This is a genomic window from Pseudomonas sp. P105 (assembly GCF_032614175.1).
GTDB classification, from domain to species: domain Bacteria; phylum Pseudomonadota; class Gammaproteobacteria; order Pseudomonadales; family Pseudomonadaceae; genus Aquipseudomonas; species Aquipseudomonas rhizophila.
Genome location: NZ_CP126693.1, coordinates 2,025,518 through 2,048,002, shown reverse-complemented (window position 1 = coordinate 2,048,002; position 22,485 = coordinate 2,025,518). Strand labels below are relative to the sequence as shown.

The following is a 22,485-nucleotide window of genomic DNA, read 5'->3' as shown; positions in this document are numbered from 1 at the left end:
GAGATGAGGCCTCAGAAGTCCGCCAATTTCGCCCTCGAAGCACTCTGCATAACAAATGTTGCGAACTTGCGCGGATGACCCCGCAAAGCTTTCGCCCATTGCTGGCAAAAGGCTAAGCTACAGACAGTTACCCTGGGTCAAACCTTGGGCTTGTCATGTTTTTTTCTGCCCGGACGTATCATGCGCAGTCGCCTTTTCAGTGTTTTATCTTGCTTGTTTGTATGTGCCACTGCCGTTCAAACCGCCCAGGCGGTGGATATCTCCACCCAGCGTCAGTATTACGATGAAGCCAAGCGTGCCTTGGCCAAAGGTGATTCCGGCCCCTATTTTCGCTACAGCCAGGCCCTGCGTGACTATCCGCTGGAACCCTACCTGGCCTACGACGAACTGACCGCTCGCCTCAAGAGCGCCAGTAATGCCGAAATCGAGAAATTTCTCGCCGAACATGGCGACCTGCCCCAGGCCAACTGGATGAAGCTGCGCTGGTTGCGCTGGCTGGCCGACCGTGGCGATTGGGCGACCTTCGTCAAGTACTACGACCCCAAGCTCAACTTCACCGAACTGGACTGCCTCAACGCCCAGTATCAGCTCAGTCATGGCCTAAAGGCCGAAGGCTACGCCAACACCGAAAAGCTTTGGCTCACCGGCAAATCCCAACCGGCCGCGTGTGATGCGCTGTTCGGCCTGTGGGCGACCCAGGGTCAACTGACTGAACAGAAGCGCTGGGAGCGCGCCAAACTGGCCGCCCAGGCCCGCAATTATCCACTGGCTAAAAGCCTGATCAGCGGCCTGAGCACCCTCGCCCCTCGCGGCCAACTGCTGATAGACGTGGCGCAAAAACCGGAACTGCTCAATCAGCCATCGCGTTTCCGCCCGGCCGATGAGCCGATGGCCGATATCGTCAGCCTCGGCTTGCGGCGCCTGGCCCGTCAGGATCCAGAGAAAGCCATGGCGCTGTTGGACGGCTACGCCAGCACCATGCATTTTTCCAAGCCTGAGAAAGTCGCCATCGCCCGGGAAATTGGCCTGACCCTGGCCAAGCGTTTCGACAGTCGCGCCTTGGGCGTGATGACAAAATATGACCCGGAACTGCGCGACGATACCGTCTCGGAATGGCGCTTGCGCCTGCTGTTGCGCCTGGCCCGCTGGGACGACGCCTATGAGTTGACCCGCCGCCTGCCCGAGACGCTGGCCAGCACCAGTCGCTGGCGTTACTGGCAGGCCCGCAGCCTGGAGCTGGCGCAGCCTCAGAATCCCGAGGCGCTGACGCTTTACAAGCATCTGGCCCGTGAGCGGGACTTCTACGGTTTCCTGGCCGCCGATCGTTCTCAATCGCCCTATTCGCTCAACAACAAGCCGCTGGTGATGAGCCAGGCGCTGATCAATAAAGTGCGCAACACACCGGGTATTCGTCGGGCCCTGGAGTTTCATGCCCGGGGTCAGATCGTCGACGGTCGCCGCGAGTGGTATCACGTCACTCGCCACTTCAACCGGGACGAGATGGTCGCCCAGGCGAAACTGGCCTACGACCTGAAATGGTACTTCCCGGCGATCCGCACCATCAGCCAGGCCAAGTATTGGGACGACCTGGATATTCGCTTCCCAATGGCCTACCGCGACACCCTGGTGCGTGAAGCCAAGGTTCGCGGCCTGCATTCAAGCTGGGTGTTCGCCATCACTCGACAGGAAAGTGCCTTCATGGAAGATGCGCGCTCCGGTGTCGGCGCCAGCGGCCTGATGCAGTTGATGCCGGCCACCGCCAAGGAAACCGCACGCAAGTTCAACATCCCGCTGGCCTCGCCCAAGCAAGTGCTGAACCCGGACAAGAACATCCAGCTGGGCGCGGCGTACCTGAGCCAGGTTCACAGCCAGTTCAACGGCAACCGCGTCCTGGCCTCCGCCGCCTACAACGCCGGCCCTGGTCGGGTGCGCCAGTGGCTGCGCGGTGCCGACCACCTGAGCTTCGATGTCTGGGTCGAAAGCATCCCCTTCGACGAAACCCGGCAATACGTACAGAACGTGTTGTCGTACTCGGTGATCTACGGCCAGAAACTCAACTCGCCGCAACCGCTGGTGGACTGGCATGAGCGCTATTTTGATGATCAGTGAGTGGGCAGGAGCAAGCCATAGGCTTCAAGCGGCAAGTTGTTGCTGAAAAAATGCCCGCATCTTTCGATGCGGGCATTTTTTTGCTCGGTTGCAGACCCTGTGGGAGCGAGCCTGCTCGCGATAGCGGTGTGACAGTCGACCTCATGGTTGCCTATCTGCCCCTATCCCGAGCAGGCTCGCTCCCACATTGGTTTCGGCTCGGCAGGCTCACGGAACAGAATCACCCTGCTGATTGAACTGCAACGCTGCCAATCGCGCATACAACGCGTTACTGGCCACCAGTTCCTGATGGGTGCCCACGGCGACTACTTTGCCCTGATCCATCACCGCGATCCGGTCGGCATTTTTCACCGTGGCCAGGCGGTGGGCGATGACCAGGGTGGTGCGATTTTTCATCAGGCTGGGCAGCGCTTGCTGGATCAAGTGTTCGCTTTGCGCGTCGAGGGCGCTGGTGGCTTCGTCCAATAGCAGGATCGGTGCATCCACCAACAGCGCTCGGGCGATGGCCAGACGCTGGCGTTGACCGCCGGATAACCCCAGACCGCCGTCACCCAGGTGGGTCTGGTAACCCTCCGGCATTTTTTCGATGAAATCGTGGGCATGGGCGATCTGCGCGGCTTCGCGCACCTGCTCGGACGTCGCCTCGGGGTTGCCGTAGCGGATGTTCTCTTCAACCGTGCCGAAAAACAGCGCCGGATTCTGCGAAACCAGGGCGAAATGGCGACGCAGGTCCAGTGGATCGAGCTGGGTCAGCGGCACATCATCGATGAGAATCCGCCCTTGCGCCGGGTCGTAGAAGCGCAGGAGCAAGTCATACACCGTGGATTTCCCGGCACCGGACGGCCCGACCAGGGCCAGGGTCTCGCCAGCCTGGACGCTCAGGTCCAGGCCGTCGACCGCATAGCTGTCCGGCCGGGACGGATAAGAGAAGCGCACGCCTTCAAGACGTAAATCACCCCGTACCCGCTCAGGCAGAGTCACCAGGCCAGAAACCGGCGGCTGGATGATGTTTTCCGAGCGCAGCAATTCGGCAATGCGCTCAGCCGCACCAGCCGCCCGCTGCAACTCGCCGATGACTTCGCTCAGGGTGCCGAAAGCGCTGCCGACGATCAGGCTGTAGAACACAAACGCCGCCAGCTCACCCCCGGAAATCCGTCCGGCGATCACATCCATTCCCCCGACCCAGAGCATCACCCCCACCGCCCCCAGCACCAGCACGATCACCAGTGTGATCAGCCAGGCCCGCTGGGCGATGCGCTTGCGGGCGGTGTCGAAGGCCTGCTCCACGGTCACGGCAAAGCGCCGTTCATCCTGGACCTGATGGTTGTAGGCCTGCACGGTTTTGATCTGGCCGAGGGTCTCGGAGACGTAGCTACCGACATCGGCAATGCGGTCCTGGCTCTGGCGCGACAGGCTGCGCACCCGCCGCCCGAATATCAGGATCGGCGCCAAGACCAACGGCAGTGCGATCACCACGATACTGGTGAGTTTGGGGTTGGTGATGAACAACAACACAATGCCGCCGACCACCATCAAGGCGTTACGCAAGAATAGCGACAACGACGAGCCGATCACTGACTGCAACAAGGTCGTATCGGCGGTCAGGCGCGACTGGATTTCCGAGCTGCGGTTGTTTTCGTAAAAGCCCGGGTGCAGGTACACCAGATGGTTGAAGACCTGCCGGCGGATATCGGCCACCACTCGTTCGCCAATCCAGGACACCAGGTAGAAACGGGAAAAAGTGCCGATCGCCAATCCCACCACGAGCACCATGAACAGGCCAATGGACTGGTTGAGCAGGTGCGGGGAGCGCGTCATGAAGCCCTGGTCCACCAGCAACCGGATGCCTTGCCCCATGGACAAAGTGATTGCGGCGGTGACGATAAGGGCCAATAAGGCGCCAGCAACCTGCTTGCGATAAGGAGCAATGAAGCCACTGGCCAGACGTATGGCACGGCGTTGTTGGGAAGAGAGCATCAGAAGCATCCGATAATGCAGCAGGAAATGGACCGCCCGGCGACACCGAAGCGCAGCGGAACTTGGTTGAATCAGAATGAGTCAGGTTAAATATGACCGTAGCGACTAGAGGCTAGATGTTATCGGTCTAAAGTCTGGCTGGAAACGCGACCGTGTTTCTGATTGAGTGGAGCTGTCGCCATGAACCTACAAGGAGTGTCATGGCTCGGTCACCTGGCGACACTAAAATAGGCACACAACCTGATGAGGAGACAGGCCATGTCCTTGCAACACAGCAGCGACGACAAGATTCAAGTGATCCGCACGCAACCGGACCAGTCTCTGGGCTGCTCGTTCATCGACGCCCAAGGGCGCGAAGTACCGATCACCGAAGACATGATCCAGAAAGCCTGCAGCGAGCTGGAAAAACGACTGGTCAAGCCTGCCGAACAAAAGTGATACAGCCCGTCTTCATTGAACCCGACCATGATGTCGGGTTTTTTATGCCCGCAGCCTTTGCGGGCTCCTGTGACCTGGCGCTTGTGGGTTGGCTCTTGTGGCGAGGGAGCTTGCTCCCTCGCCACAAAAGCGATCCACGATTAAAGACTGGTGGCGCCCAGAGCGCTCACGATCTGTTGCAACGCCGGCGACTGCCCCTCGATGCGAACCTTCAAGCTGTCGATCTCCCGACGCGGCGGATAATGCTTGCGCAGGGCATCGAAAGCGCTGCGTTGGTCGCTGACCGTTCCCACCAGGCTGCGACGAAAATCCGCGTCGTCACGACGTGGGTCATACACGCCACGGCACAACATCGCCAGCGCCCAGGCCGGATCAGTGTCAGCGTCCAGCGTGATGCCGCCCAGCCATGGCCGGGGCAGCAGATCGCTCAACCGGACCGCAACCGGTTGCTCGAGGAATGCGCACAAGGATTCGTAGATCTGCGCCGTACCACGCTGGCGACCATCGAGGCTGTAGCCGGCAATGTGCGGGGTGGCGATCACGCACAGGTCGGCCAGATCCGCATCCACGCTCGGCTCATGCTCCCAGACATCCAGCACCGCTTGCAGGTCTTCGCGTTCCAGCAACACCTCGCGCAGCGCCGTGTTGTCGATCACCGGTCCACGGGCTGCGTTGATCAGCCAGGTACCGGGCTGGAGCCGGCGCAGGCGCTGCTCATCGAACAGGTGCCAGGTCGGTTGCGCGCCGTCGCGAGTCAACGGTGTGTGCAGGCTGATCACATCGCACTGCTCGATGATCTGTTCCAGACTCACGTAGTCGCCGCCTTCGGCAGCCTGACGGGGTGGATCGCAGACTTTCACCGTCCAACCCAGGCCCTTGAGCACCTCAACCAACCGCCCGCCCACCTGCCCGGCACCGACCACGCCAAAGGTGCGTTGCTTGAGGTCCGCGCCTTCGATTTCAGCCAGGGTCATCAGGCTGCCCAGCACGTAGTCCACCACGCCACGGGCGTTGCAACCCGGTGCGCTGGCCCAACGAATACCGGCCTCGGCGAAATAATCCAGATCCAGGTGATCGGTGCCGATGGTGCAGGTGCCGACGAACTTCACCTTGCTGCCTTCCAGCAGCGTGCGGTTGACCTGGGTGACGGAGCGCACCAGCAACACATCGGCCTGCTCGACCATTGACCGGTCAATCCCCCGGCCCGGAACCCGGCGGATCTCGCCAAACCCTTGGAAAAACGCATCGAGCAGGGGAATATTTTCGTCGGCGACGATCAGCATGGCAGAGCTCCTTTGGCGGGATGGGCAGTGTAGGCGTTCCTCGAGTCGATGGGCCAGCCCATTACTTCAGTGATTGATGTTGTGGCGAGGGAGCTTGCTCCCGCTCGGCTGCGCAGCAGTCGTCAGAATGCCGAGGCCTGCTTCGCAGTCCAGCGGGAGCAAGCTCCCTCGCCACAACAGCATTCGCATGGCTAAGCGAGCGATTACAAATCCACAACACAGGTTTTTTCCTGACCACTGTGTCAAGGCGTAGAATGCGCCGCCTCGCGCTTATTTTTTCGGACGTTTCGCCTGTGAATCCTGTGATCGACCACGCCACCACCCTCTCCCGCCCGGCCCGGGTTCGCCTGGAGCTCAAGACGCTGCTGGCCCTGGCATTGCCGATCATGGTGGCGCAGCTGGCGACCACGGCCATGGGCTTTGTCGACGCGGTGATGGCCGGCCGGGTCGGACCACGGGACCTGGCGGCGGTGGCACTGGGCAATTCGATCTGGGTGCCGGTGTTCCTGTTGATGACCGGCACACTGTTGGCCACCACGCCGAAAGTCGCCCAGCGCTTCGGCGCCGGCACGTTCGACGAGATTGGTCCGCTGGTGCGCCAGGCGTTGTGGCTGGCGCTGGTGGTGGGGTTGATTGCCACGCTGGCGCTGCTCGGCGCCGAACCGATCCTGCACATCATGAACGTGGACCCCGAACTGATCGGTCCTTGCATGGAGTACCTGCAAGGCATCGCCACCGGCCTGCCGGCGGTGGCGCTGTATCACGTACTTCGCTGCTTCAGCGACGGCCTGGGCCGAACGCGCCCGGCGATGGTCCTGGGTTTGTGCGGGCTAGCGCTGAACATTCCGCTCAATTACATCTTCATTTACGGGCATCTGGGTCTGCCCGCCATGGGTGGCGTCGGTTGCGGCTGGGCCACGGCCCTGGTGATGTGGTTCATGGCCCTGGGCATGGCCGGTTGGGCGCGCTGGGCGCCGGCCTACCAGTCGAGCCGGTTATTCAACCGCTTCGACTGGCCACAATGGACCGTCATCAAGCGCCTGCTGGGTATCGGCCTGCCGATTGGCATCGCGGTATTTGCCGAATCGAGCATTTTTGCGGTGATTGCCCTGCTGATCGGCAGCCTCGGCGCCACCGTGGTGGCCGGGCACCAGATTGCCCTGAACTTCAGCTCCCTGGTGTTCATGATTCCCTATTCGTTAGGCATGGCTGTGACGGTGCGGGTCGGCCAGGCCCTGGGCCGGCGCCAGCCTCGCGAAGCGCGCTTCGCCGCCGGAGTCGGCATGGGTACGGCGCTGGCGTATGCCTGCCTGTCGGCGAGCCTGATGTTCTGGCTGCGCGGGCCCATCGCGGCGATCTATACCGGCGATCCGGTGGTGATCGAAGTGGCGTCGATGTTGATCGTCTATGCGGCGTTGTTTCAGTTTTCCGACGCGATCCAGGTCACGGCGGCGGGCGCGTTGCGCGGCTACCAGGACACCCGGGTGACGATGATCCTGACGCTGTTCGCCTACTGGGGCATTGGCCTGCCCGTGGGTTACATCCTGGGCCTGACCGACTGGCTCGGCACTGCCAGCGGTCCGAGCGGGTTGTGGCAGGGCCTGATCGTGGGCTTGAGCTGCGCGGCGCTGATGCTGTCGATCCGCCTGGCACGCAGCGCACGCAAGCAGATCCGCATCAGCCGTTCGGCGGACTAAGCGAGCTTTTTGCGGATCCAGTAGCGGTAGGTGCCATCGACCTCGTCCTGAGCCACCAGTTCGTGGTCGAGGAACACACAGAACTTGGGAATGTCGCGACGGGTCGAGGGGTCGGTGGCAATCACCTTCAACAGCCCGCCGGGCATCAGGTCGCGGATGTGCTGGTGCAGCATCATCACCGGCTCCGGGCAATTGAGGCCGGTGGCATCCAGCGTGCCGTCGACCGGCGTATCGTTCATTTCACTCATGTTCTACTCCTGAAACTGGCGGGCATTGTCGCGCAATGTCGGTGTAAGGTCACCTCTGGCTTAACACCGCCCCCTGTGGGAGCGAGCCTGCTCGCGATAGCGTCGGGCCACCCAACATCGATGTCCACTGATGCACCGATATCGCGAGCAGGCTCGCTCCCACAGGGATTTCATTGCCTTTCAAGCGCTAGCGGGACTTGGGCTTTTTGGCGTCCAGCCGCCGCAGATGGCACGTCACTTCCTCACGGTCGTGGTACAGCTGCTTGCAGCCGATCTCGACCTTGATGCCCCGGGCCTTGAAGCCGTCGGCGATACGTTCGAGCAGGCGCTTCACTTCGGCGTAACGCTGCTTCATCGGCAGCTTGAGGTTGACCACCGCCTCGCGGCAGTGCCCTTCGCCGATCCACTCTTCCAGCATCGCCGCATTACGCGCCGGCTTCTCGACGATGTCGCAGACCATCCAGTCCACCGGCTGCTTGGGTTTGAACGTAAAGCCGTCCGCCATCAGGTGCTGCACCAGCCCCGTGTCCATCAGGCTTTCGGCCATCGGCCCGTTGTCGATGGCCGTCACCAGCATGCCGCGGTTGACCAGTTGCCAGGTCCAGCCGCCCGGCGCGGCGCCTAGGTCCACACCGGTCATGTCGCTGTGCAGGCGCTCGTCCCACTGATCCCGAGGAATAAAGTGGTGCCAGGCCTCTTCAAGCTTGAGGGTGGACCGGCTCGGCGCCTCCCGAGGAAATTTCAGGCGTGGAATGCCCATCGGCCACATGGCCGAATTATCGGTCTGCGCCAGGCCCAGGAAGACTTCGCGACCGCTCTTGAAGGTCAACAGCAGGCGTGGCTTGTACGGGTCATCCACCAGTTTGCCGGCGCCGGTCAGCGCCTTGCGCAGCGGCCCTTCGAATTTCTTGCAGAAGTTCGACAGTTCCTTACCGTCATTGGTGTCCACCACCTCCAACCACAAGCTGCCGCAGGTCGGGAAGGCGCTCATGTGGGCCAGGATGACACTGATGCGGTCGGTTTCCGGCAGATCGATGAAGCTGCCGCGCGCCCACTGGCGCGGAAAAATCAGCTCGGCGAAACGCTGGCCGCGCATCAGTCGCTCGGCGCCGTCGTCTTCGGTACAGACAAATTCGGCGCAGGCGCTGGCCGGCTTGGCCTTGGCGTAGCCGGCCACGTTCAGCCGTGCGGCGTGTTCGGCGATCTCGGAACAGACCTCGCCTTCGAAGCCTGGTCGGCAGTGCATGAAAAGCGTGTTCATTGAAACTCCGTAGCAAAGCCTGTCACGAAAACCGGCGCATGATAGCGGAGTTCGGAACCCCAAACCCGCTCGTAGAGTCCAGTGATTAGTCATACGCTCAAAACAGGGCTAGGTTAAAGGCTCTGTCCGTCCCGTCAGTCCGTAGCCGTGCGGACTCAAAGGAGTCATTTCAATGCCGTCCCTCGATAGCCTGAAAACCCTTAAAACGCTGCAAGTCGACGCCAGGATTTACCACTATTTCAGCCTGCCCGACGCCGCCCGAAGCCTGGGAGACCTGGACCGGTTGCCCATGTCCCTCAAAGTGCTGCTGGAGAACCTGCTGCGCTGGGAAGATGAAAAAACGGTCACCGGCACCGATCTCAAGGCCCTCGCCGGCTGGCTGAAGGAGCGTCGTTCCGACCGGGAAATTCAATACCGTCCTGCTCGGGTACTGATGCAAGACTTCACCGGCGTTCCGGCCGTGGTCGATCTGGCCGCCATGCGCGCCGCCATGGAAAAGGCCGGTGGCGATCCGCAGCGGATCAACCCGCTGTCACCCGTGGACCTGGTGATCGACCACTCGGTGATGGTGGACAATTTCGCCAGCAGCCAGGCGTTCGAACAGAACGTCGACATCGAAATGCAGCGCAACGGAGAGCGCTACGCCTTCCTGCGTTGGGGCCAGAGCGCCTTCGACAACTTTAGCGTGGTGCCGCCGGGCACCGGCATTTGCCACCAGGTCAACCTCGAATACCTGGGCCGCACCGTGTGGACCAAAGAGGAAGATGGACGGACCTATGCGTTCCCGGACACCCTGGTGGGCACCGATTCCCACACCACCATGATCAACGGCCTCGGTGTACTGGGCTGGGGCGTCGGCGGGATTGAGGCCGAAGCGGCCATGCTCGGCCAGCCGGTGTCGATGCTGATTCCAGAAGTCATCGGTTTCAAACTCATCGGCAAGCTGCGCGAAGGCATCACCGCCACCGACCTGGTGCTGACGGTCACCCAGATGCTGCGCAAGAAAGGTGTGGTGGGCAAATTCGTCGAGTTCTATGGCGACGGCCTTGCCGACCTGCCGTTGGCCGACCGCGCCACCATCGCCAACATGGCCCCGGAATACGGCGCCACCTGCGGTTTCTTCCCGGTGGACGACGTGACCCTGGACTACCTGCGCCTGTCCGGACGTCCGACCGAAACCGTGAAGCTGGTGGAAGCCTACTGCAAGGCTCAGGGCCTGTGGCGGCTGCCCGGCCAGGAACCGGTATTCACCGACACGCTGGAACTGGACATGGGGAGTGTCGAGGCCAGTCTCGCCGGGCCCAAGCGTCCTCAAGACCGGGTCTCACTGCCGAATGTCGGCCAGGCTTTCAGCGACTTCCTGGGCCTGAACGTCAAACCCACCAGCAAGGAAGAAGGCCGCCTGGAAAGCGAGGGTGGCGGTGGGGTCGCGGTAGGCAACGCCGATCAGGTGGGGGAAAGCGAATACGAGTTCGAGGGCCGGACCCATCGCCTGAAAAACGGCGCAGTGGTGATTGCGGCCATTACCTCTTGCACCAACACCTCCAACCCCAGCGTGATGATGGCCGCCGGGCTGCTGGCGAAAAAAGCCGTGGAGAAAGGCCTGACCCGTAAGCCGTGGGTCAAGAGTTCCCTGGCACCAGGTTCGAAGGTGGTCACCGATTACTACAAGGCCGCCGGGCTGACCGAGTACCTGGACAAACTGGGTTTCGATCTGGTGGGTTACGGTTGCACGACCTGTATCGGCAACTCGGGGCCGTTGCCCGAGCCGATCGAAAAAGCCATCCAGAGCGCCGACCTGACGGTGGCCTCGGTGCTGTCGGGTAATCGTAACTTCGAAGGCCGCGTGCACCCGTTGGTAAAAACCAACTGGCTGGCGTCGCCGCCCCTGGTGGTCGCCTATGCCCTGGCCGGCACGGTGCGCATCGACATCAGCAGTGAACCGCTGGGCAACGACCGCGACGGCAACCCGGTGTACCTGCGCGATATCTGGCCCAGCAGCCAGGAAGTCGCCAACGCGGTGACCCAGGTCGACACCAGCATGTTCCACAAGGAATACGCCGCCGTGTTTGCCGGTGATGAGCAATGGCAGGCTATCGAGGTGCCGCAAGCCGCGACTTACGTCTGGCAATCGGACTCAACCTACATCCAGCACCCGCCGTTCTTCGAGAACATCAGTGGGCCGCCACCGGCCATCAACAATGTCGAAGGTGCACGAATCCTGGCTTTGCTCGGCGACTCGGTGACCACCGACCACATCTCCCCGGCCGGCAATATCAAGACCGACAGCCCGGCCGGCCGTTATCTGCGCGAACAGGGCGTGGAGCCCCGGGACTTCAACTCCTACGGTTCAAGGCGCGGTAACCATCAGGTCATGATGCGCGGCACCTTCGCCAATATCCGGATCCGCAACGAAATGCTCGGCGGCGAAGAAGGCGGCAATACGATCTACATCCCCAGTGGCGAGAAAATGCCGATCTACGACGCCGCCATGTTGTATCAGGCCATGGGCACACCTCTGGTGGTGATCGCCGGACAGGAATATGGCACCGGCTCGAGTCGGGACTGGGCCGCCAAGGGCACCAATCTGTTGGGGGTCAAAGCGGTGATCGCCGAGAGCTTCGAGCGCATCCATCGCTCCAACCTGGTGGGCATGGGCGTGCTGCCGTTGCAGTTCAAGCTCGATCAGAATCGCAAGAGCCTGAACCTCACCGGCAAGGAAACCCTGGACATCCTGGGCCTGAGCGACGTCGAACTGACGCCACGCATGAACCTGCCACTGATCATCACCCGCGAGGACGGCCGCCAGGAGCGGATTGAAGTGTTGTGCCGGATCGACACCTTGAATGAAGTGGAATATTTCAAGGCTGGGGGGATTTTGCACTACGTCCTACGGCAATTGATTTCAGAATAAAAAGAAGCGTCTTACGAAAACACCGCCTGTTAATAGGCGGTGTTTTCGTATGGGTCTGCCTATAATCCTGCCGGTCCTGCCATCACCATCGCCACAAACGGTTCTTCAGTCTCAAAGGATGTGATATGCCTGCCCTGCCCTGGCCATACCTGGCCTTCCTTTCCATCGGCTATGCCTTGGCCCTGGCCTTCGGCCATCTGGCCTGGACTGCTGCGATCTCGGTCGCGCTGCTGCTGTTCGCCGGGTATGCGGTGCGCCAGCAGCAGACACCGGTCGGGCAGTTTCTCGGCCACGCCCTGTTTGTGGTGATGGCCCTGGCGTTGGCCTTGCACTGGATGCCGGGTTTTTTCAATGGCCGGGCAATCGCGCCGCAACGTTTTACCGACGATGCCGTGCCGTTTGCCATGTACCTGAACCAGGACAAGCCACTGATCGGCTTCTGGTTACTGCTGGCGTGTCCCTGGATCGTCGGCAGGCGCTCGTTTCGCCTGTCGCTACAGGCCACTGCCCTGGGGCTGACCCTGAGCGCCGTGCTGGCGCTGGGCGGGGCGATGCTGCTGGGAATGATCCATTGGGCACCGAAGTGGCCGGAGTCGGCCTGGATATGGGTACTCAATAATCTTTTATTGGTGACGTTGGTGGAGGAAGCGCTGTTTCGTGGCTACATTCAGGGTGGCCTGAGCCGACGCTTCAAACATCTGAACTATGGCGACAATCTGGCATTGGTCCTGGCCTCGCTGCTGTTCGGCCTGGTGCATGCCGGGGCGGGATGGCAATGGGTGTTGCTGTCGGGCATGGCGGGGGTCGGTTATGGCCTGGCTTATCGCTTTGGTGGGCTGGGCGCGGCGATTGCCGCCCACTTTGGCCTCAATCTGCTTCATTTCGCCCTATTTACCTACCCGATGCTGGCGTGATACCGACCGGAAAAATAACTTCAATAAAAACCTGACGGCGCCGACAACCTTTCAAAGCCTTGCGGATCTACACACCATGCGTAACAACCAGCCCGTCACACAACGCGAAAGGACCTTCCCGGCCCAACAACGTCTGATTTCCACTACCGATGCCAAAGGTGTGATCACCTATTGCAACGACGCGTTCGTTGAAATCAGCGGGTTTTCCAAGGAGGAACTGATCCGCTCGCCCCACAACCTGGTACGCCATCCCGATGTGCCGTCGGCCGTGTTCGCCCATATGTGGAACACGCTCAAACAAGGCTTGCCATGGATGGGCATCGTCAAGAATCGCTGCAAGAGCGGTGACCATTACTGGGTCAACGCCTATGTCACCCCCGTGTTCGAAGGTAACCAGGTGATCGGCTACGAGTCGGTGCGGGTCAAGCCCAGCGCCGAGCAGATCAGCCGGGCCGAAGCGCTCTATCAACGCATCAATCAGGGCAAGCCGGCGATCCCGCGCAGCGACAAATGGTTGCCGATCCTGCAGGACTGGCTGCCGTTTATCCTGGTCAGCCAATTGAGCTTCGTGGTTGGCGCATTTCTCAATTCCTCCTGGGGCTTTGCCCTGGCTGCCGTGCTCTCGGTGCCCCTGGGCCTGATGGGCCTGCAATGGCAACAGCGCGGGATCAAGCGCCTGCTGCGTCTGGCCGAGCAAACCACCTCCGATCCGTTGATCGCCCGGATGTACACCGACAGTCGAGGCGTCCAGGCGCGCCTGGAGATGTCGATCCTCAGCCAGGAAGCTCGCCTGAAAACCTGCCTGACCCGGTTGCAGGACACTGCCGAACACCTCAACGAGCAGGCGCGGCAGTCGAATTCGCTGGCCCATAACAGCTCCAGTGGGCTGGAACGCCAGCGAGTGGAGACCGAACAGGTGGCCACCGCCGTCAACGAGATGGCCGCGACGACCCAGGAAGTCGCCAGCCACGTGCAACGCACCGCCGACGCCACCCAGGAAGCCAATCGCCTGACCAGTCGTGGACGCGACATCGCCGGGGAAACCCGTGAAGCCATCGAGCGTTTGTCGGTGGTGGTGGGCGAGACCGGGCAGACCGTGACCCAGCTGGCCAAGGACAGCGACGAGATTGGTGGCGTGGTGGACGTGATCAAAGGCATTGCCGACCAGACCAACCTGCTGGCCCTCAACGCCGCCATCGAAGCGGCCCGCGCCGGAGAGATGGGTCGCGGCTTTGCCGTGGTGGCGGACGAAGTGCGCCAACTGGCGCAACGTACCAGTGAATCCACCGGGCAGATCCACGCCCTGATCGCCAAGCTCCAGCAAACCGCCACCAATGCCGTGCAGACCATGGATGCCGGCCACCGCCAGGCTGAAGAAGGCGTGGCTCGGGTCATGGAGGCGGACGCAGCGCTGGTGGGCATCAGTGAAGCGGTGGCCAACATCACCGACATGACCACCCAGATCGCTGCCGCTACCGAAGAGCAGAGTTCGGTGGCCGAAGAGATCAGCCGCAATATCAGCAACATCTCGGAACTGGCCGACCAGACCTCGGGCCAGGCCCACAGCTCGGCGCTACTGAGCGAAGAACTGACCCGCACCGCCAATACGCAGTATTCGCTGGTGGAGCGGTTCAACCGCTGATAGAAGCCTGCCTCATGAAAAACCCGGACAGCGCAAGCTTCCGGGTTTTTTGTTGCCTGACAGGCCGCTATCGCGAGCAGGCTCGCTCCCACAGAGGGTCAAGGTTGCTCATTCAAAGGCATTCCAATTGTGGGAGCAGCCTTACTCCCACAGAGGGTCAAGGTTGCTCATTCAAAGGCATTCCAATTGTGGGAGCAGCCTTACTCCCTCAGGGGGGTCAAGGTTGCTCATTCAAAGGCATTCCAATTGTGGGAGCGAGCCTGCTCGCGATGAGGCCTTGATAGTCGGCAAGGAACCTACTGAAGAAACCCGGCCACCCTGCCCGCCGCCGCCTCCAGATGCTGCTCATGACTAAACCCCGAGGCCTTCAGCGGTTTCAGATCATGATCCCCCGCCTCCAGCCACATCACCTCGATACTCGGTGACAGCACGTAACCCTGCACCGCCTCGCGGTTACCCAAGGCATCGCGCTCGCCCTGGACGATCAAGGTCCGGGTCTTCAATGCTGCCAAGTGCTCGACCCGCGGTTTCTCCGGTTTGCCCACCGCGTAGAAGGGATACCCCAGGCACACCAGGGCATCAGCTTTCAGCTCATCGGCCAGCAAACTCGCCATGCGCCCGCCCATGGACTTGCCGCCAATGGCCAACCGCCCAGCGACATAAGGCCGCACCGTGGCGTACACCTCACGCCAGCATTCCAGCAACTTGGGAGCCGGGTTCGGCGGACGTTTACCGCCGTCCAGGCGTCGTTGAGCCATGTAAGGAAACTCAAAGCGCAACACGTTGATGCCATGCCCGGCAAGGCGCACGGCCATTTCGTTCATGAACCCGCTGTCCATCGGCGCGCCGGCGCCATGGGCCAGGATCAGGGTCGGTGGCTCGGCGCTGACACCCGTTTGCGCCGCCGTCCATAGCCAACCGTGTTCGGCCACACATCGCGCCCATTGATCCCCGTCAATACTGGCCTTGTGCTGTTTGTCCATGCTTGCCTCGCTTTTAGTCTGCCTATAACTCCAGGCGAAGAATGCCGCGCTGCCTTGCGCAAGCGCTCACTTCGGCTGAACCGTGGATGGGGAACCATGAACACATCTATCAGTACCGCCTACAACTACAAGGTGGTCCGCCAATTCGCCATTATGACGGTGGTGTGGGGCATCGTCGGCATGGGGCTCGGGGTTTTTCTCGCGGCCCAATTGGTCTGGCCACAGCTCAACTTCGATTTGCCGTGGACCAGCTTCGGCCGCCTGCGCCCGTTGCATACCAACGCGGTGATCTTCGCCTTCGGCGGCTGCGCCCTGTTCGCCAGTTCGTTCTACTCGGTGCAACGCACCTGTCAGACACAGCTGTTCGCGCCGAAAATCGCCGCGTTCTGCTTCTGGGGCTGGCAATTGGTAATCCTGCTGGCGGCCATCAGCCTGCCGCTGGGCTACACCAGCTCCAAGGAATACGCCGAACTGGAATGGCCGATCGACATTCTGATCACCATCGTCTGGGTCGCCTACGCCATCGTGTTCTTCGGCACCGTGGCCAAGCGCAACACCAAACACATCTACGTCGGTAACTGGTTCTTCGGCGGGTTCATCCTGACCGTGGCGATCCTGCACATCGTCAACAACCTGGAATTGCCGGTGAGCTTCACCAAATCCTACTCGGTGTATGCCGGGGCCACCGATGCGATGGTGCAATGGTGGTACGGCCACAACGCCGTGGGCTTTTTCCTCACCGCCGGCTTTTTGGGGATGATGTATTACTTCGTGCCGAAGCAGGCCGAGCGTCCGGTGTATTCCTATCGGTTGTCCATCGTGCACTTCTGGGCGCTGATCACCCTGTACATCTGGGCCGGCCCGCACCACCTGCACTACACCGCGCTGCCGGACTGGGCACAGTCCCTGGGCATGGTGATGTCGCTGATCCTGCTGGCACCGAGCTGGGGCGGTATGATCAACGGCATGATGACCCTGTCGGGTGCCTGGCATAAATTGCGCAGCGACCCGATCCTGCGGTTCCTGGTGGTGTCCCTGGCGTTCTACGGCATGTCGACCTTCGAAGGCCCGATGATGGCCATCAAGACCGTCAACGCCCTCTCCCACTACACCGACTGGACCATCGGCCACGTACACGCTGGTGCCTTGGGTTGGGTGGCGATGATTTCCATCGGCGCGCTGTATCACATGATCCCGAAAGTCTTCGGCCGCCCCCAGATGCACAGCATCGGCCTGATCAACGCGCACTTCTGGCTCGCGACCATCGGCACCGTGCTGTACATCGCCTCCATGTGGGTCAACGGCATCGCCCAGGGCCTGATGTGGCGTGCGGTGAACGAGGACGGCACCCTGACCTACTCCTTCGTTGAAACCCTGGTGGCCAGCCACCCAGGCTTCGTCGTACGGCTGGCGGGCGGGGCGATCTTCCTCCTCGGCATGCTGCTGATGGCCTACAACACCTGGCGCACCGTGCGGGCCTACCAGCCTGCCGAAGCCGCCGCTGCCGCGCAGATGGCTTGAGGAGTCCGCCATGAAACACGAAACAATCGAAAAAAACGTCGGCCTGCTGATGCTGCTGATGGTTCTGGCCGTGAGCATTGGCGGCCTGACCCAGATCGTGCCGCTGTTCTTCCAGGACGTGACCAACAAACCGGTGGACGGCATGAAGCCCTACACCGCGCTGCAACTGGAAGGTCGCGACATCTATATCCGCGAAGGCTGCGTCGGCTGCCATTCGCAGATGATCCGTCCGTTCCGCGCCGAGACCGAGCGCTACGGCCACTACTCGGTGGCCGGTGAAAGCGTCTGGGACCACCCGTTCCTGTGGGGCTCCAAGCGCACCGGGCCGGACCTGGCCCGGGTCGGCGCGCGCTACTCCGATGACTGGCATCGCGCCCACCTGTACAACCCGCGCAACGTCGTGCCTGAGTCGAAGATGCCGGCCTATCCGTGGCTGGTAACCCAAACGGTGGACAGCAGCCACACCGAAGGCAAGCTGCGCGCCATGCGCACCCTGGGCGTGCCGTACACCGACGACGACATCGCCGGCAGCGTGGCCTCGCTCAAGGACAAGACCGAGATGGACGCGCTGGTGGCCTACCTGCAAGTGCTCGGCACTGCCATCAAGAGCAAGAGGTGAGCCTATGTTTCTTGAAATGAGCACTGGAATGATCCGCGGCCTGGGCACGGTCGTGGTGTTCGTGGCCTTCATCGGCCTGACCCTGTGGGTATTCAGCAGCAAGCGCAACTCGGAGTTCGCTCAGGCGCGCCTGCTGCCGTTCGCCGACGAGCCATCCGCCGACATCGCCAACCCCCAAGACCCTGCAACAAGGAGCACCCGGCCATGACCACCTTCTGGAGTACGTGGATCAGCGTACTGACCATCGGCAGCCTGATCGGTCTGACCTGGCTGCTGATCGGCACCCGCAAGGGCGAGACCAAGGGCAGCGTCGACCAGACCATGGGCCACAGCTTCGACGGCATCGAGGAGTACGACAACCCGCTGCCGCAGTGGTGGTTCCTGTTGTTCGCCGGCACTTTGGTGTTTTCCGTCGGCTACCTGGTTCTCTACCCGGGCCTGGGCAACTGGAAAGGCATCCTGCCCGGCTACGAAAATGGCTGGACCGGCGCCCATGAATGGGAAAAGGAAATGGCCAGGGCCGACGCCAAGTTCGGGCCGATCTTCGCCAAATTCGCCGCCATGCCGGTGGAAGAAGTCGCCAAGGACCCACAGGCCTTGAAGATGGGTGGCCGCTTGTTCGCCTCCAACTGCTCGGTCTGCCACGGCTCGGACGCCAAAGGTGCCTTCGGCTTCCCGAACCTGGCCGACAGCCACTGGCGCTGGGGCGGCAGTGCCGAAACCATCAAGGCCACCATCATGGGCGGTCGCATGGCCGCGATGCCGGCCTGGGGCGAAGTGCTGGGCGAAGCCGGCGTCAAGAACGTGGCCGCGTATGTGCGCCATGATCTGGCGGGCCTGCCGCTGCCGGCAGACAGCGGCGCCGATCTGCAAGCAGGCCAGCAAGCGTTCAACACCACTTGCGTTGCCTGCCACGGTGCCAACGGTAAAGGCACCGAAGCCATGGGCGCGCCAGACCTGACCTTGCCGGCCGGCTTCATCTACGGCACCAGCCTGGCGCAACTGCAACAGACCATCCGTCATGGCCGCCAGGGCCATATGCCGGCGCAGAATGAGCTGCTCGGCAATGACAAGGTGCAACTGCTCGCGGCTTACGTCTACAGCCTGTCCCACGCGGCGGACGCCGAGCGTCTGCAAGCTGAACGCAAAAGCGAATAAATCCTGACCACGCGAACAGCCGCATCCATCTGGATGCGGCTGTTTCGTGCCCCTGCGCGACGCATTGTCGCACCCTCCCTTCGTCTTCCTTTCGGTTCCCCGGAATCAAGTCTAAGCTTGCCTCTGCGTGCGCTGGCGACTGCCGGTTTCAGGTCGACCCGACCCGATGCGTTCGACAATCGTTCGACAAAAAGGCCGCAAAGGCAGGTGAATACCGGCTGTTGCGACAGTTACCTGGCATCACCCGAACGCCGTGCTCGAACACACCCCGTTACAACCGACCTGCCCCCCTCGCCTCTTTCCTTCGTTGCGACATTTTACCGAGGGCCAATTTTGTCCCTACTCAGCACATGGAAAGGCCGCAGAATCTGCTTTGGAAAGCATTGACCCAGGTCATGGCGCGTTGCAATGACCCCCCGCTTTCTCCATACTTGCGACCGATTTTTATCCTAATAAAACACCCAAACCGTGGAACCTTAGAATGAGCACAGCAATCAGTCCGACTGCTTATAACTATAAGGTAGTCCGCCAGTTCGCCATCATGACGGTGGTCTGGGGGATCCTTGGCATGGGGCTCGGTGTATTCATCGCCTCGCAACTGGTCTGGCCGGAGTTGAACTTCGATCTGCCATGGACGACGTTTGGACGCCTGCGCCCGCTGCACACCAACCTGGTGATCTTCGCCTTCGGTGGTTGTGCGTTGTTTGCCACTTCCTATTACGTCGTGCAGCGAACCTGCCAAACGCGACTGATTTCCGACAGCCTCGCCGCCTTCACCTTCTGGGGTTGGCAAGCGGTCATCGTCGGTGCGATCGTGACCTTGCCGATGGGTTTCACCACCACCAAGGAATACGCAGAGCTGGAATGGCCCCTGGCTATTCTGCTGGCCATCGTCTGGGTGACCTACGGTCTGGTGTTCTTCGGCACTATCGTCAAGCGCAAGACCAAGCACATCTATGTCGGTAACTGGTTCTACGGTGCCTTCATCGTCGTGACCGCCATGCTGCACATCGTCAACCACGCGTCCCTGCCGGTCAGCTTCTTCAAGTCCTACTCGGCCTACTCGGGCGCCACCGACGCGATGATCCAGTGGTGGTACGGCCACAACGCCGTGGGCTTCTTCCTGACCACCGGCTTCCTGGGGATGATGTATTACTTCGTGCCGAAACAGGCCGAGCGTCCGATCTATTCCTATCGCCTGTCCATCGTCCACTTCTGGGCGCTGATCACCCTGTACATCTGGGCCGGCCCGCACCACCTGCACTACACCGCGCTGCCGGACTGGGCACAGTCCCTGGGCATGGCGATGTCGATCATCCTGCTGGCTCCAAGCTGGGGCGGCATGATCAACGGCATGATGACCCTCTCGGGCGCCTGGCATAAGCTGCGCACCGACCCGATCCTGCGGTTCCTGGTGGTTTCCCTGGCGTTCTACGGCATGTCGACCTTCGAAGGCCCGATGATGGCCATCAAGACCGTCAACTCCCTGAGCCACTACACCGACTGGACCATCGGTCACGTACACGCCGGGGCCTTGGGCTGGGTTGCGATGATTTCCATCGGCGCGATCTACCACATGATCCCGAAACTGTTCGGTCGTGCGCAGATGCACAGCACCGGCCTGATCAACACTCACTTCTGGCTCGCCACCATCGGCACCGTGCTCTACATCGCCTCGATGTGGGTCAACGGCATCACCCAGGGCCTGATGTGGCGTGCAATCAACGACGACGGCACCCTGACCTACTCGTTCGTTGAAGCGCTGCAAGCCAGCCACCCTGGTTTCATCGTCCGTGCCCTGGGCGGCGCGTTCTTCGCCAGCGGCATGCTGTTCATGGCCTACAACGTGTATCGCACCGTTCGTGCCTCTGACCCGGCTGAAGCTGAAGCCGCCGCCAAGATCGCCGTAGTTGGAGCTCACTGATGAAGCACGAAACAGTAGAGAAGAATATTGGCCTGCTGGCCTTCTTCATGGTCATCGCCGTCAGCATCGGCGGCCTGACCCAGATCGTTCCGCTGTTTTTCCAGGACGTGACCAACAAGCCGGTCGAAGGCATGAAGCCACGCACCGCCCTTGAACTGGAAGGTCGCGACGTCTACATCGCCAACGGCTGTGTCGGCTGCCACTCGCAGATGATCCGTCCGTTTCGCGCCGAAACCGAACGCTATGGCCACTACTCGGTTGCCGGTGAAAGCGTCTGGGACCACCCGTTCCTGTGGGGTTCCAAGCGTACCGGCCCGGACCTGGCCCGTGTGGGCGGTCGCTACTCCGACGACTGGCAGCGTGCGCACCTGTACAACCCGCGCAACGTAGTGCCTGAGTCGAAAATGCCGGCTTACCCGTTCCTCGTAGAAAACAAGCTCGACGGCAAAGACACCGCCAAGAAAATGGAAGTCTTGCGTACCCTGGGCGTGCCTTACACCGATGAAGACATCGCCGGTGCCAAGGATGCCGTGAAGGGCAAGACTGAAATGGACGCGCTGGTGGCCTATCTGCAAGGCCTGGGCACCATCATCAAAAGCAAACGGTGATTTAGATGGATATCGGGATGATTCGTGGCCTGGGCACCGTCGTCGTGATGGTGGCCTTTATCGGTCTGGCGTTGTGGGTGTTCAGCCCCAAGCGCAAGTCGGAGTTTGACGACGCGACCTTGCTGCCGTTCGCGGATGATCCCGAAGCCATCAAGCACGTCGAGCAAGCTTCTAGGAGTAACAAAGAATGACTACGTTCTGGAGTCTGTACGTCACAGTCCTCAGTCTGGGTACGATCTTCGCCCTGACCTGGCTGCTGCTGTCGACCCGTAAGGGCCAGCGCGCCGAACAAACGGACGAGACTGTTGGTCACTCGTTCGATGGCATCGAAGAGTACGACAACCCACTGCCTAAATGGTGGTTCATGTTGTTCGTGGGCACCATTGTCTTCGCCTTGGGTTATCTGGTGCTCTACCCGGGCCTGGGCAACTGGAAAGGCCTGCTGCCAGGGTATAACTATCTGGACACCGAAAAGCAGACCCCTTTCGCCAATGGCCAGACCGGCTGGACCGGCGTTCACGAGTGGGAAAAGGAAATGGCGCGTTCGGACGCCAAGTTCGGCCCGATCTTCGCCAAGTTCGCCTCCATGCCGATTGAAGAAGTCGCCAAAGACCCGCAAGCCCTGAAGATGGGTGGCCGCCTGTTCGCCTCCAACTGCTCGGTCTGCCACGGTTCCGACGCCAAGGGTGCCTACGGCTTCCCGAACCTGACCGACGCCGACTGGCGCTGGGGTGGTGAGCCGGAAACCATCAAGACCACCATCATGGGCGGTCGTCATGCCGTGATGCCGGGCTGGGCTGCCGTGGTTGGCGAGCAAGGTGTTGCCGACGTCTCCGCCTACGTGGTGACCAGTCTGCACGGCCGTAAACTGCCGGAAGGCGCCAAAGCCGACCCGGCCAACGGCCAGAAGCTGTTCGCAGCCAACTGCGTGGCCTGCCACGGTCCAGCCGGCAAGGGCACGCCTGCCATGGGCGCACCTGACCTGACGCACCCGGCCGGTTTCATCTACGGTTCGAGCTTCGCTCAGCTGCAGCAGACCATCCGTTACGGTCGCCAGGGCCAGATGCCTGCCCAGGCCGATCTGCAGGGTAACGACAAGGTCCACCTGCTGGCTGCGTACGTCTACAGCCTGTCTCATGGGGAACCGGCGCCATCTGCCGATGCCCAGTAAGGCACACGCCTGATGTAC

General features: G+C 61.4%; 19 protein-coding genes. 14 read left to right on the top strand and 5 right to left on the bottom strand.

Annotated elements, in window-relative coordinates; translation table 11 throughout:
- Positions 1-180: 180 nt before the first annotated feature.
- On the top strand, positions 181-2,109 hold the full coding sequence (locus QOM08_RS09170) for a transglycosylase SLT domain-containing protein (protein WP_076385604.1): 1,929 nt from the start codon (positions 181-183) through the stop codon (positions 2,107-2,109).
- Positions 2,110-2,316: 207 nt separating this feature from the next.
- Here the strand turns inward: QOM08_RS09170 and QOM08_RS09165 are convergent, their stop codons facing one another.
- Positions 2,317-4,095 (bottom strand): ABC transporter transmembrane domain-containing protein, encoded by a 1,779-nt coding sequence (locus QOM08_RS09165; protein ID WP_160892048.1) that lies wholly within the window; start codon positions 4,093-4,095, stop codon positions 2,317-2,319.
- Positions 4,096-4,344: 249 nt separating this feature from the next.
- On the opposite strand from QOM08_RS09165, the gene QOM08_RS09160 reads away from it, so the two are divergent.
- Positions 4,345-4,524, top strand: coding sequence for a PA1571 family protein (locus tag QOM08_RS09160; protein ID WP_003199629.1), 180 nt, complete (start codon positions 4,345-4,347; stop codon positions 4,522-4,524).
- 140 nt (positions 4,525-4,664) lie between these two features.
- On the opposite strand, the gene pdxB is transcribed toward QOM08_RS09160, so the two are convergent.
- Entirely contained in the window at positions 4,665-5,807 is a 1,143-nt protein-coding gene (gene pdxB, locus QOM08_RS09155; protein ID WP_188252450.1) for a 4-phosphoerythronate dehydrogenase PdxB, read from the bottom strand.
- A 293-nt stretch (positions 5,808-6,100) separates the two neighbouring features.
- Here pdxB and QOM08_RS09150 point away from each other — a divergent pair, with 293 nt between their 5' ends.
- A complete protein-coding gene (locus QOM08_RS09150; protein ID WP_076386715.1) occupies positions 6,101-7,504 on the top strand; it encodes an MATE family efflux transporter in 1,404 nt (467 codons plus the stop codon).
- Here the strand turns inward: QOM08_RS09150 and tusA are convergent.
- Complete coding sequence (tusA, locus tag QOM08_RS09145) at positions 7,501-7,752, bottom strand: sulfurtransferase TusA (RefSeq protein ID WP_047227197.1); 252 nt, start codon at positions 7,750-7,752, stop codon at positions 7,501-7,503. The genes QOM08_RS09150 and tusA overlap by 4 nt on opposite strands.
- A gap of 187 nt (positions 7,753-7,939) precedes the next feature.
- Positions 7,940-9,013 carry a 23S rRNA (cytidine(2498)-2'-O)-methyltransferase RlmM gene (gene rlmM / locus QOM08_RS09140; protein WP_316912852.1) on the bottom strand — a complete coding sequence of 358 codons (1,074 nt, stop codon included), beginning with the start codon at positions 9,011-9,013 and terminating at the stop codon, positions 7,940-7,942.
- Positions 9,014-9,185: 172 nt separating this feature from the next.
- Here rlmM and acnA point away from each other — a divergent pair, with 172 nt between their 5' ends.
- The 3 genes from acnA to QOM08_RS09125 all read left to right on the top strand — a co-directional run bounded on the left by acnA (position 9,186) and on the right by QOM08_RS09125 (position 14,483).
- Positions 9,186-11,927 carry an aconitate hydratase AcnA gene (gene acnA, locus QOM08_RS09135; protein ID WP_316912851.1) on the top strand — a complete coding sequence of 914 codons (2,742 nt, stop codon included), beginning with the start codon at positions 9,186-9,188 and terminating at the stop codon, positions 11,925-11,927.
- A gap of 125 nt (positions 11,928-12,052) precedes the next feature.
- Entirely contained in the window at positions 12,053-12,841 is a 789-nt protein-coding gene (locus QOM08_RS09130; RefSeq protein WP_288916380.1) for a CPBP family intramembrane glutamic endopeptidase, read from the top strand.
- A 76-nt stretch (positions 12,842-12,917) separates the two neighbouring features.
- Positions 12,918-14,483, top strand: a complete 1,566-nt coding sequence (locus tag QOM08_RS09125; protein ID WP_076385612.1) for a methyl-accepting chemotaxis protein — start codon at positions 12,918-12,920, stop codon at positions 14,481-14,483.
- A 296-nt stretch (positions 14,484-14,779) separates the two neighbouring features.
- Here QOM08_RS09125 and QOM08_RS09120 read toward each other — a convergent pair whose 3' ends face one another.
- Positions 14,780-15,466, bottom strand: coding sequence for an alpha/beta family hydrolase (locus QOM08_RS09120; RefSeq protein ID WP_316912850.1), 687 nt, complete (start codon positions 15,464-15,466; stop codon positions 14,780-14,782).
- A gap of 96 nt (positions 15,467-15,562) precedes the next feature.
- Here QOM08_RS09120 and ccoN (QOM08_RS09115) point away from each other — a divergent pair, with 96 nt between their 5' ends.
- The 8 genes from ccoN (QOM08_RS09115) (at position 15,563) to ccoP (QOM08_RS09080) (ending at position 22,467) form a co-directional block, all read left to right on the top strand.
- A complete protein-coding gene (gene ccoN / locus QOM08_RS09115; protein WP_014339375.1) occupies positions 15,563-16,987 on the top strand; it encodes a cytochrome-c oxidase, cbb3-type subunit I in 1,425 nt (474 codons plus the stop codon).
- A gap of 10 nt (positions 16,988-16,997) precedes the next feature.
- Positions 16,998-17,606, top strand: a complete 609-nt coding sequence (ccoO, locus tag QOM08_RS09110) for a cytochrome-c oxidase, cbb3-type subunit II (RefSeq protein WP_047227190.1) — start codon at positions 16,998-17,000, stop codon at positions 17,604-17,606.
- Between the two features lie 4 nt (positions 17,607-17,610).
- A complete protein-coding gene (locus tag QOM08_RS09105; protein ID WP_047227189.1) occupies positions 17,611-17,814 on the top strand; it encodes a cbb3-type cytochrome oxidase subunit 3 in 204 nt (67 codons plus the stop codon).
- Entirely contained in the window at positions 17,811-18,764 is a 954-nt protein-coding gene (gene ccoP / locus QOM08_RS09100) for a cytochrome-c oxidase, cbb3-type subunit III (protein ID WP_188252455.1), read from the top strand. The genes QOM08_RS09105 and ccoP (QOM08_RS09100) overlap by 4 nt, the downstream gene beginning before the upstream one ends.
- Positions 18,765-19,245: 481 nt before the next feature.
- A complete protein-coding gene (gene ccoN / locus QOM08_RS09095) occupies positions 19,246-20,688 on the top strand; it encodes a cytochrome-c oxidase, cbb3-type subunit I (protein WP_047227187.1) in 1,443 nt (480 codons plus the stop codon).
- Positions 20,688-21,296: a cytochrome-c oxidase, cbb3-type subunit II gene (gene ccoO / locus QOM08_RS09090; RefSeq protein WP_014339380.1), complete on the top strand. Its 609-nt coding sequence runs from the start codon at positions 20,688-20,690 to the stop codon at positions 21,294-21,296. Before ccoN (QOM08_RS09095) ends, ccoO (QOM08_RS09090) begins: the two co-directional genes overlap by 1 nt.
- Before the next feature lie 5 nt (positions 21,297-21,301).
- Positions 21,302-21,487, top strand: coding sequence for a CcoQ/FixQ family Cbb3-type cytochrome c oxidase assembly chaperone (locus tag QOM08_RS09085; RefSeq protein ID WP_003183474.1), 186 nt, complete (start codon positions 21,302-21,304; stop codon positions 21,485-21,487).
- On the top strand, positions 21,484-22,467 hold the full coding sequence (ccoP, locus tag QOM08_RS09080; RefSeq protein WP_047227186.1) for a cytochrome-c oxidase, cbb3-type subunit III: 984 nt from the start codon (positions 21,484-21,486) through the stop codon (positions 22,465-22,467). The genes QOM08_RS09085 and ccoP (QOM08_RS09080) overlap by 4 nt, the downstream gene beginning before the upstream one ends.
- The last annotated feature ends 18 nt before the right edge of the window (positions 22,468-22,485 follow it).

Coding starts and splice junctions, on each gene's coding strand:
- ccoN (WP_047227187.1), top strand. CDS start 19,246: ATGAGCACAGCAATCAGTCCGACTGCTTATAACTATAAGGTAGTCCGC.
- ccoO (WP_047227190.1), top strand. CDS start 16,998: ATGAAACACGAAACAATCGAAAAAAACGTCGGCCTGCTGATGCTGCTG.
- rlmM (WP_316912852.1), bottom strand. CDS start 9,013: ATGAACACGCTTTTCATGCACTGCCGACCAGGCTTCGAAGGCGAGGTC.
- QOM08_RS09125 (WP_076385612.1), top strand. CDS start 12,918: ATGCGTAACAACCAGCCCGTCACACAACGCGAAAGGACCTTCCCGGCC.
- QOM08_RS09120 (WP_316912850.1), bottom strand. CDS start 15,466: ATGGACAAACAGCACAAGGCCAGTATTGACGGGGATCAATGGGCGCGA.
- QOM08_RS09165 (WP_160892048.1), bottom strand. CDS start 4,095: ATGCTTCTGATGCTCTCTTCCCAACAACGCCGTGCCATACGTCTGGCC.
- acnA (WP_316912851.1), top strand. CDS start 9,186: ATGCCGTCCCTCGATAGCCTGAAAACCCTTAAAACGCTGCAAGTCGAC.
- ccoO (WP_014339380.1), top strand. CDS start 20,688: ATGAAGCACGAAACAGTAGAGAAGAATATTGGCCTGCTGGCCTTCTTC.
- QOM08_RS09085 (WP_003183474.1), top strand. CDS start 21,302: ATGGATATCGGGATGATTCGTGGCCTGGGCACCGTCGTCGTGATGGTG.
- ccoN (WP_014339375.1), top strand. CDS start 15,563: ATGAACACATCTATCAGTACCGCCTACAACTACAAGGTGGTCCGCCAA.
- QOM08_RS09170 (WP_076385604.1), top strand. CDS start 181: ATGCGCAGTCGCCTTTTCAGTGTTTTATCTTGCTTGTTTGTATGTGCC.
- QOM08_RS09105 (WP_047227189.1), top strand. CDS start 17,611: ATGTTTCTTGAAATGAGCACTGGAATGATCCGCGGCCTGGGCACGGTC.
- ccoP (WP_188252455.1), top strand. CDS start 17,811: ATGACCACCTTCTGGAGTACGTGGATCAGCGTACTGACCATCGGCAGC.
- QOM08_RS09130 (WP_288916380.1), top strand. CDS start 12,053: ATGCCTGCCCTGCCCTGGCCATACCTGGCCTTCCTTTCCATCGGCTAT.
- pdxB (WP_188252450.1), bottom strand. CDS start 5,807: ATGCTGATCGTCGCCGACGAAAATATTCCCCTGCTCGATGCGTTTTTC.
- QOM08_RS09160 (WP_003199629.1), top strand. CDS start 4,345: ATGTCCTTGCAACACAGCAGCGACGACAAGATTCAAGTGATCCGCACG.
- ccoP (WP_047227186.1), top strand. CDS start 21,484: ATGACTACGTTCTGGAGTCTGTACGTCACAGTCCTCAGTCTGGGTACG.
- tusA (WP_047227197.1), bottom strand. CDS start 7,752: ATGAGTGAAATGAACGATACGCCGGTCGACGGCACGCTGGATGCCACC.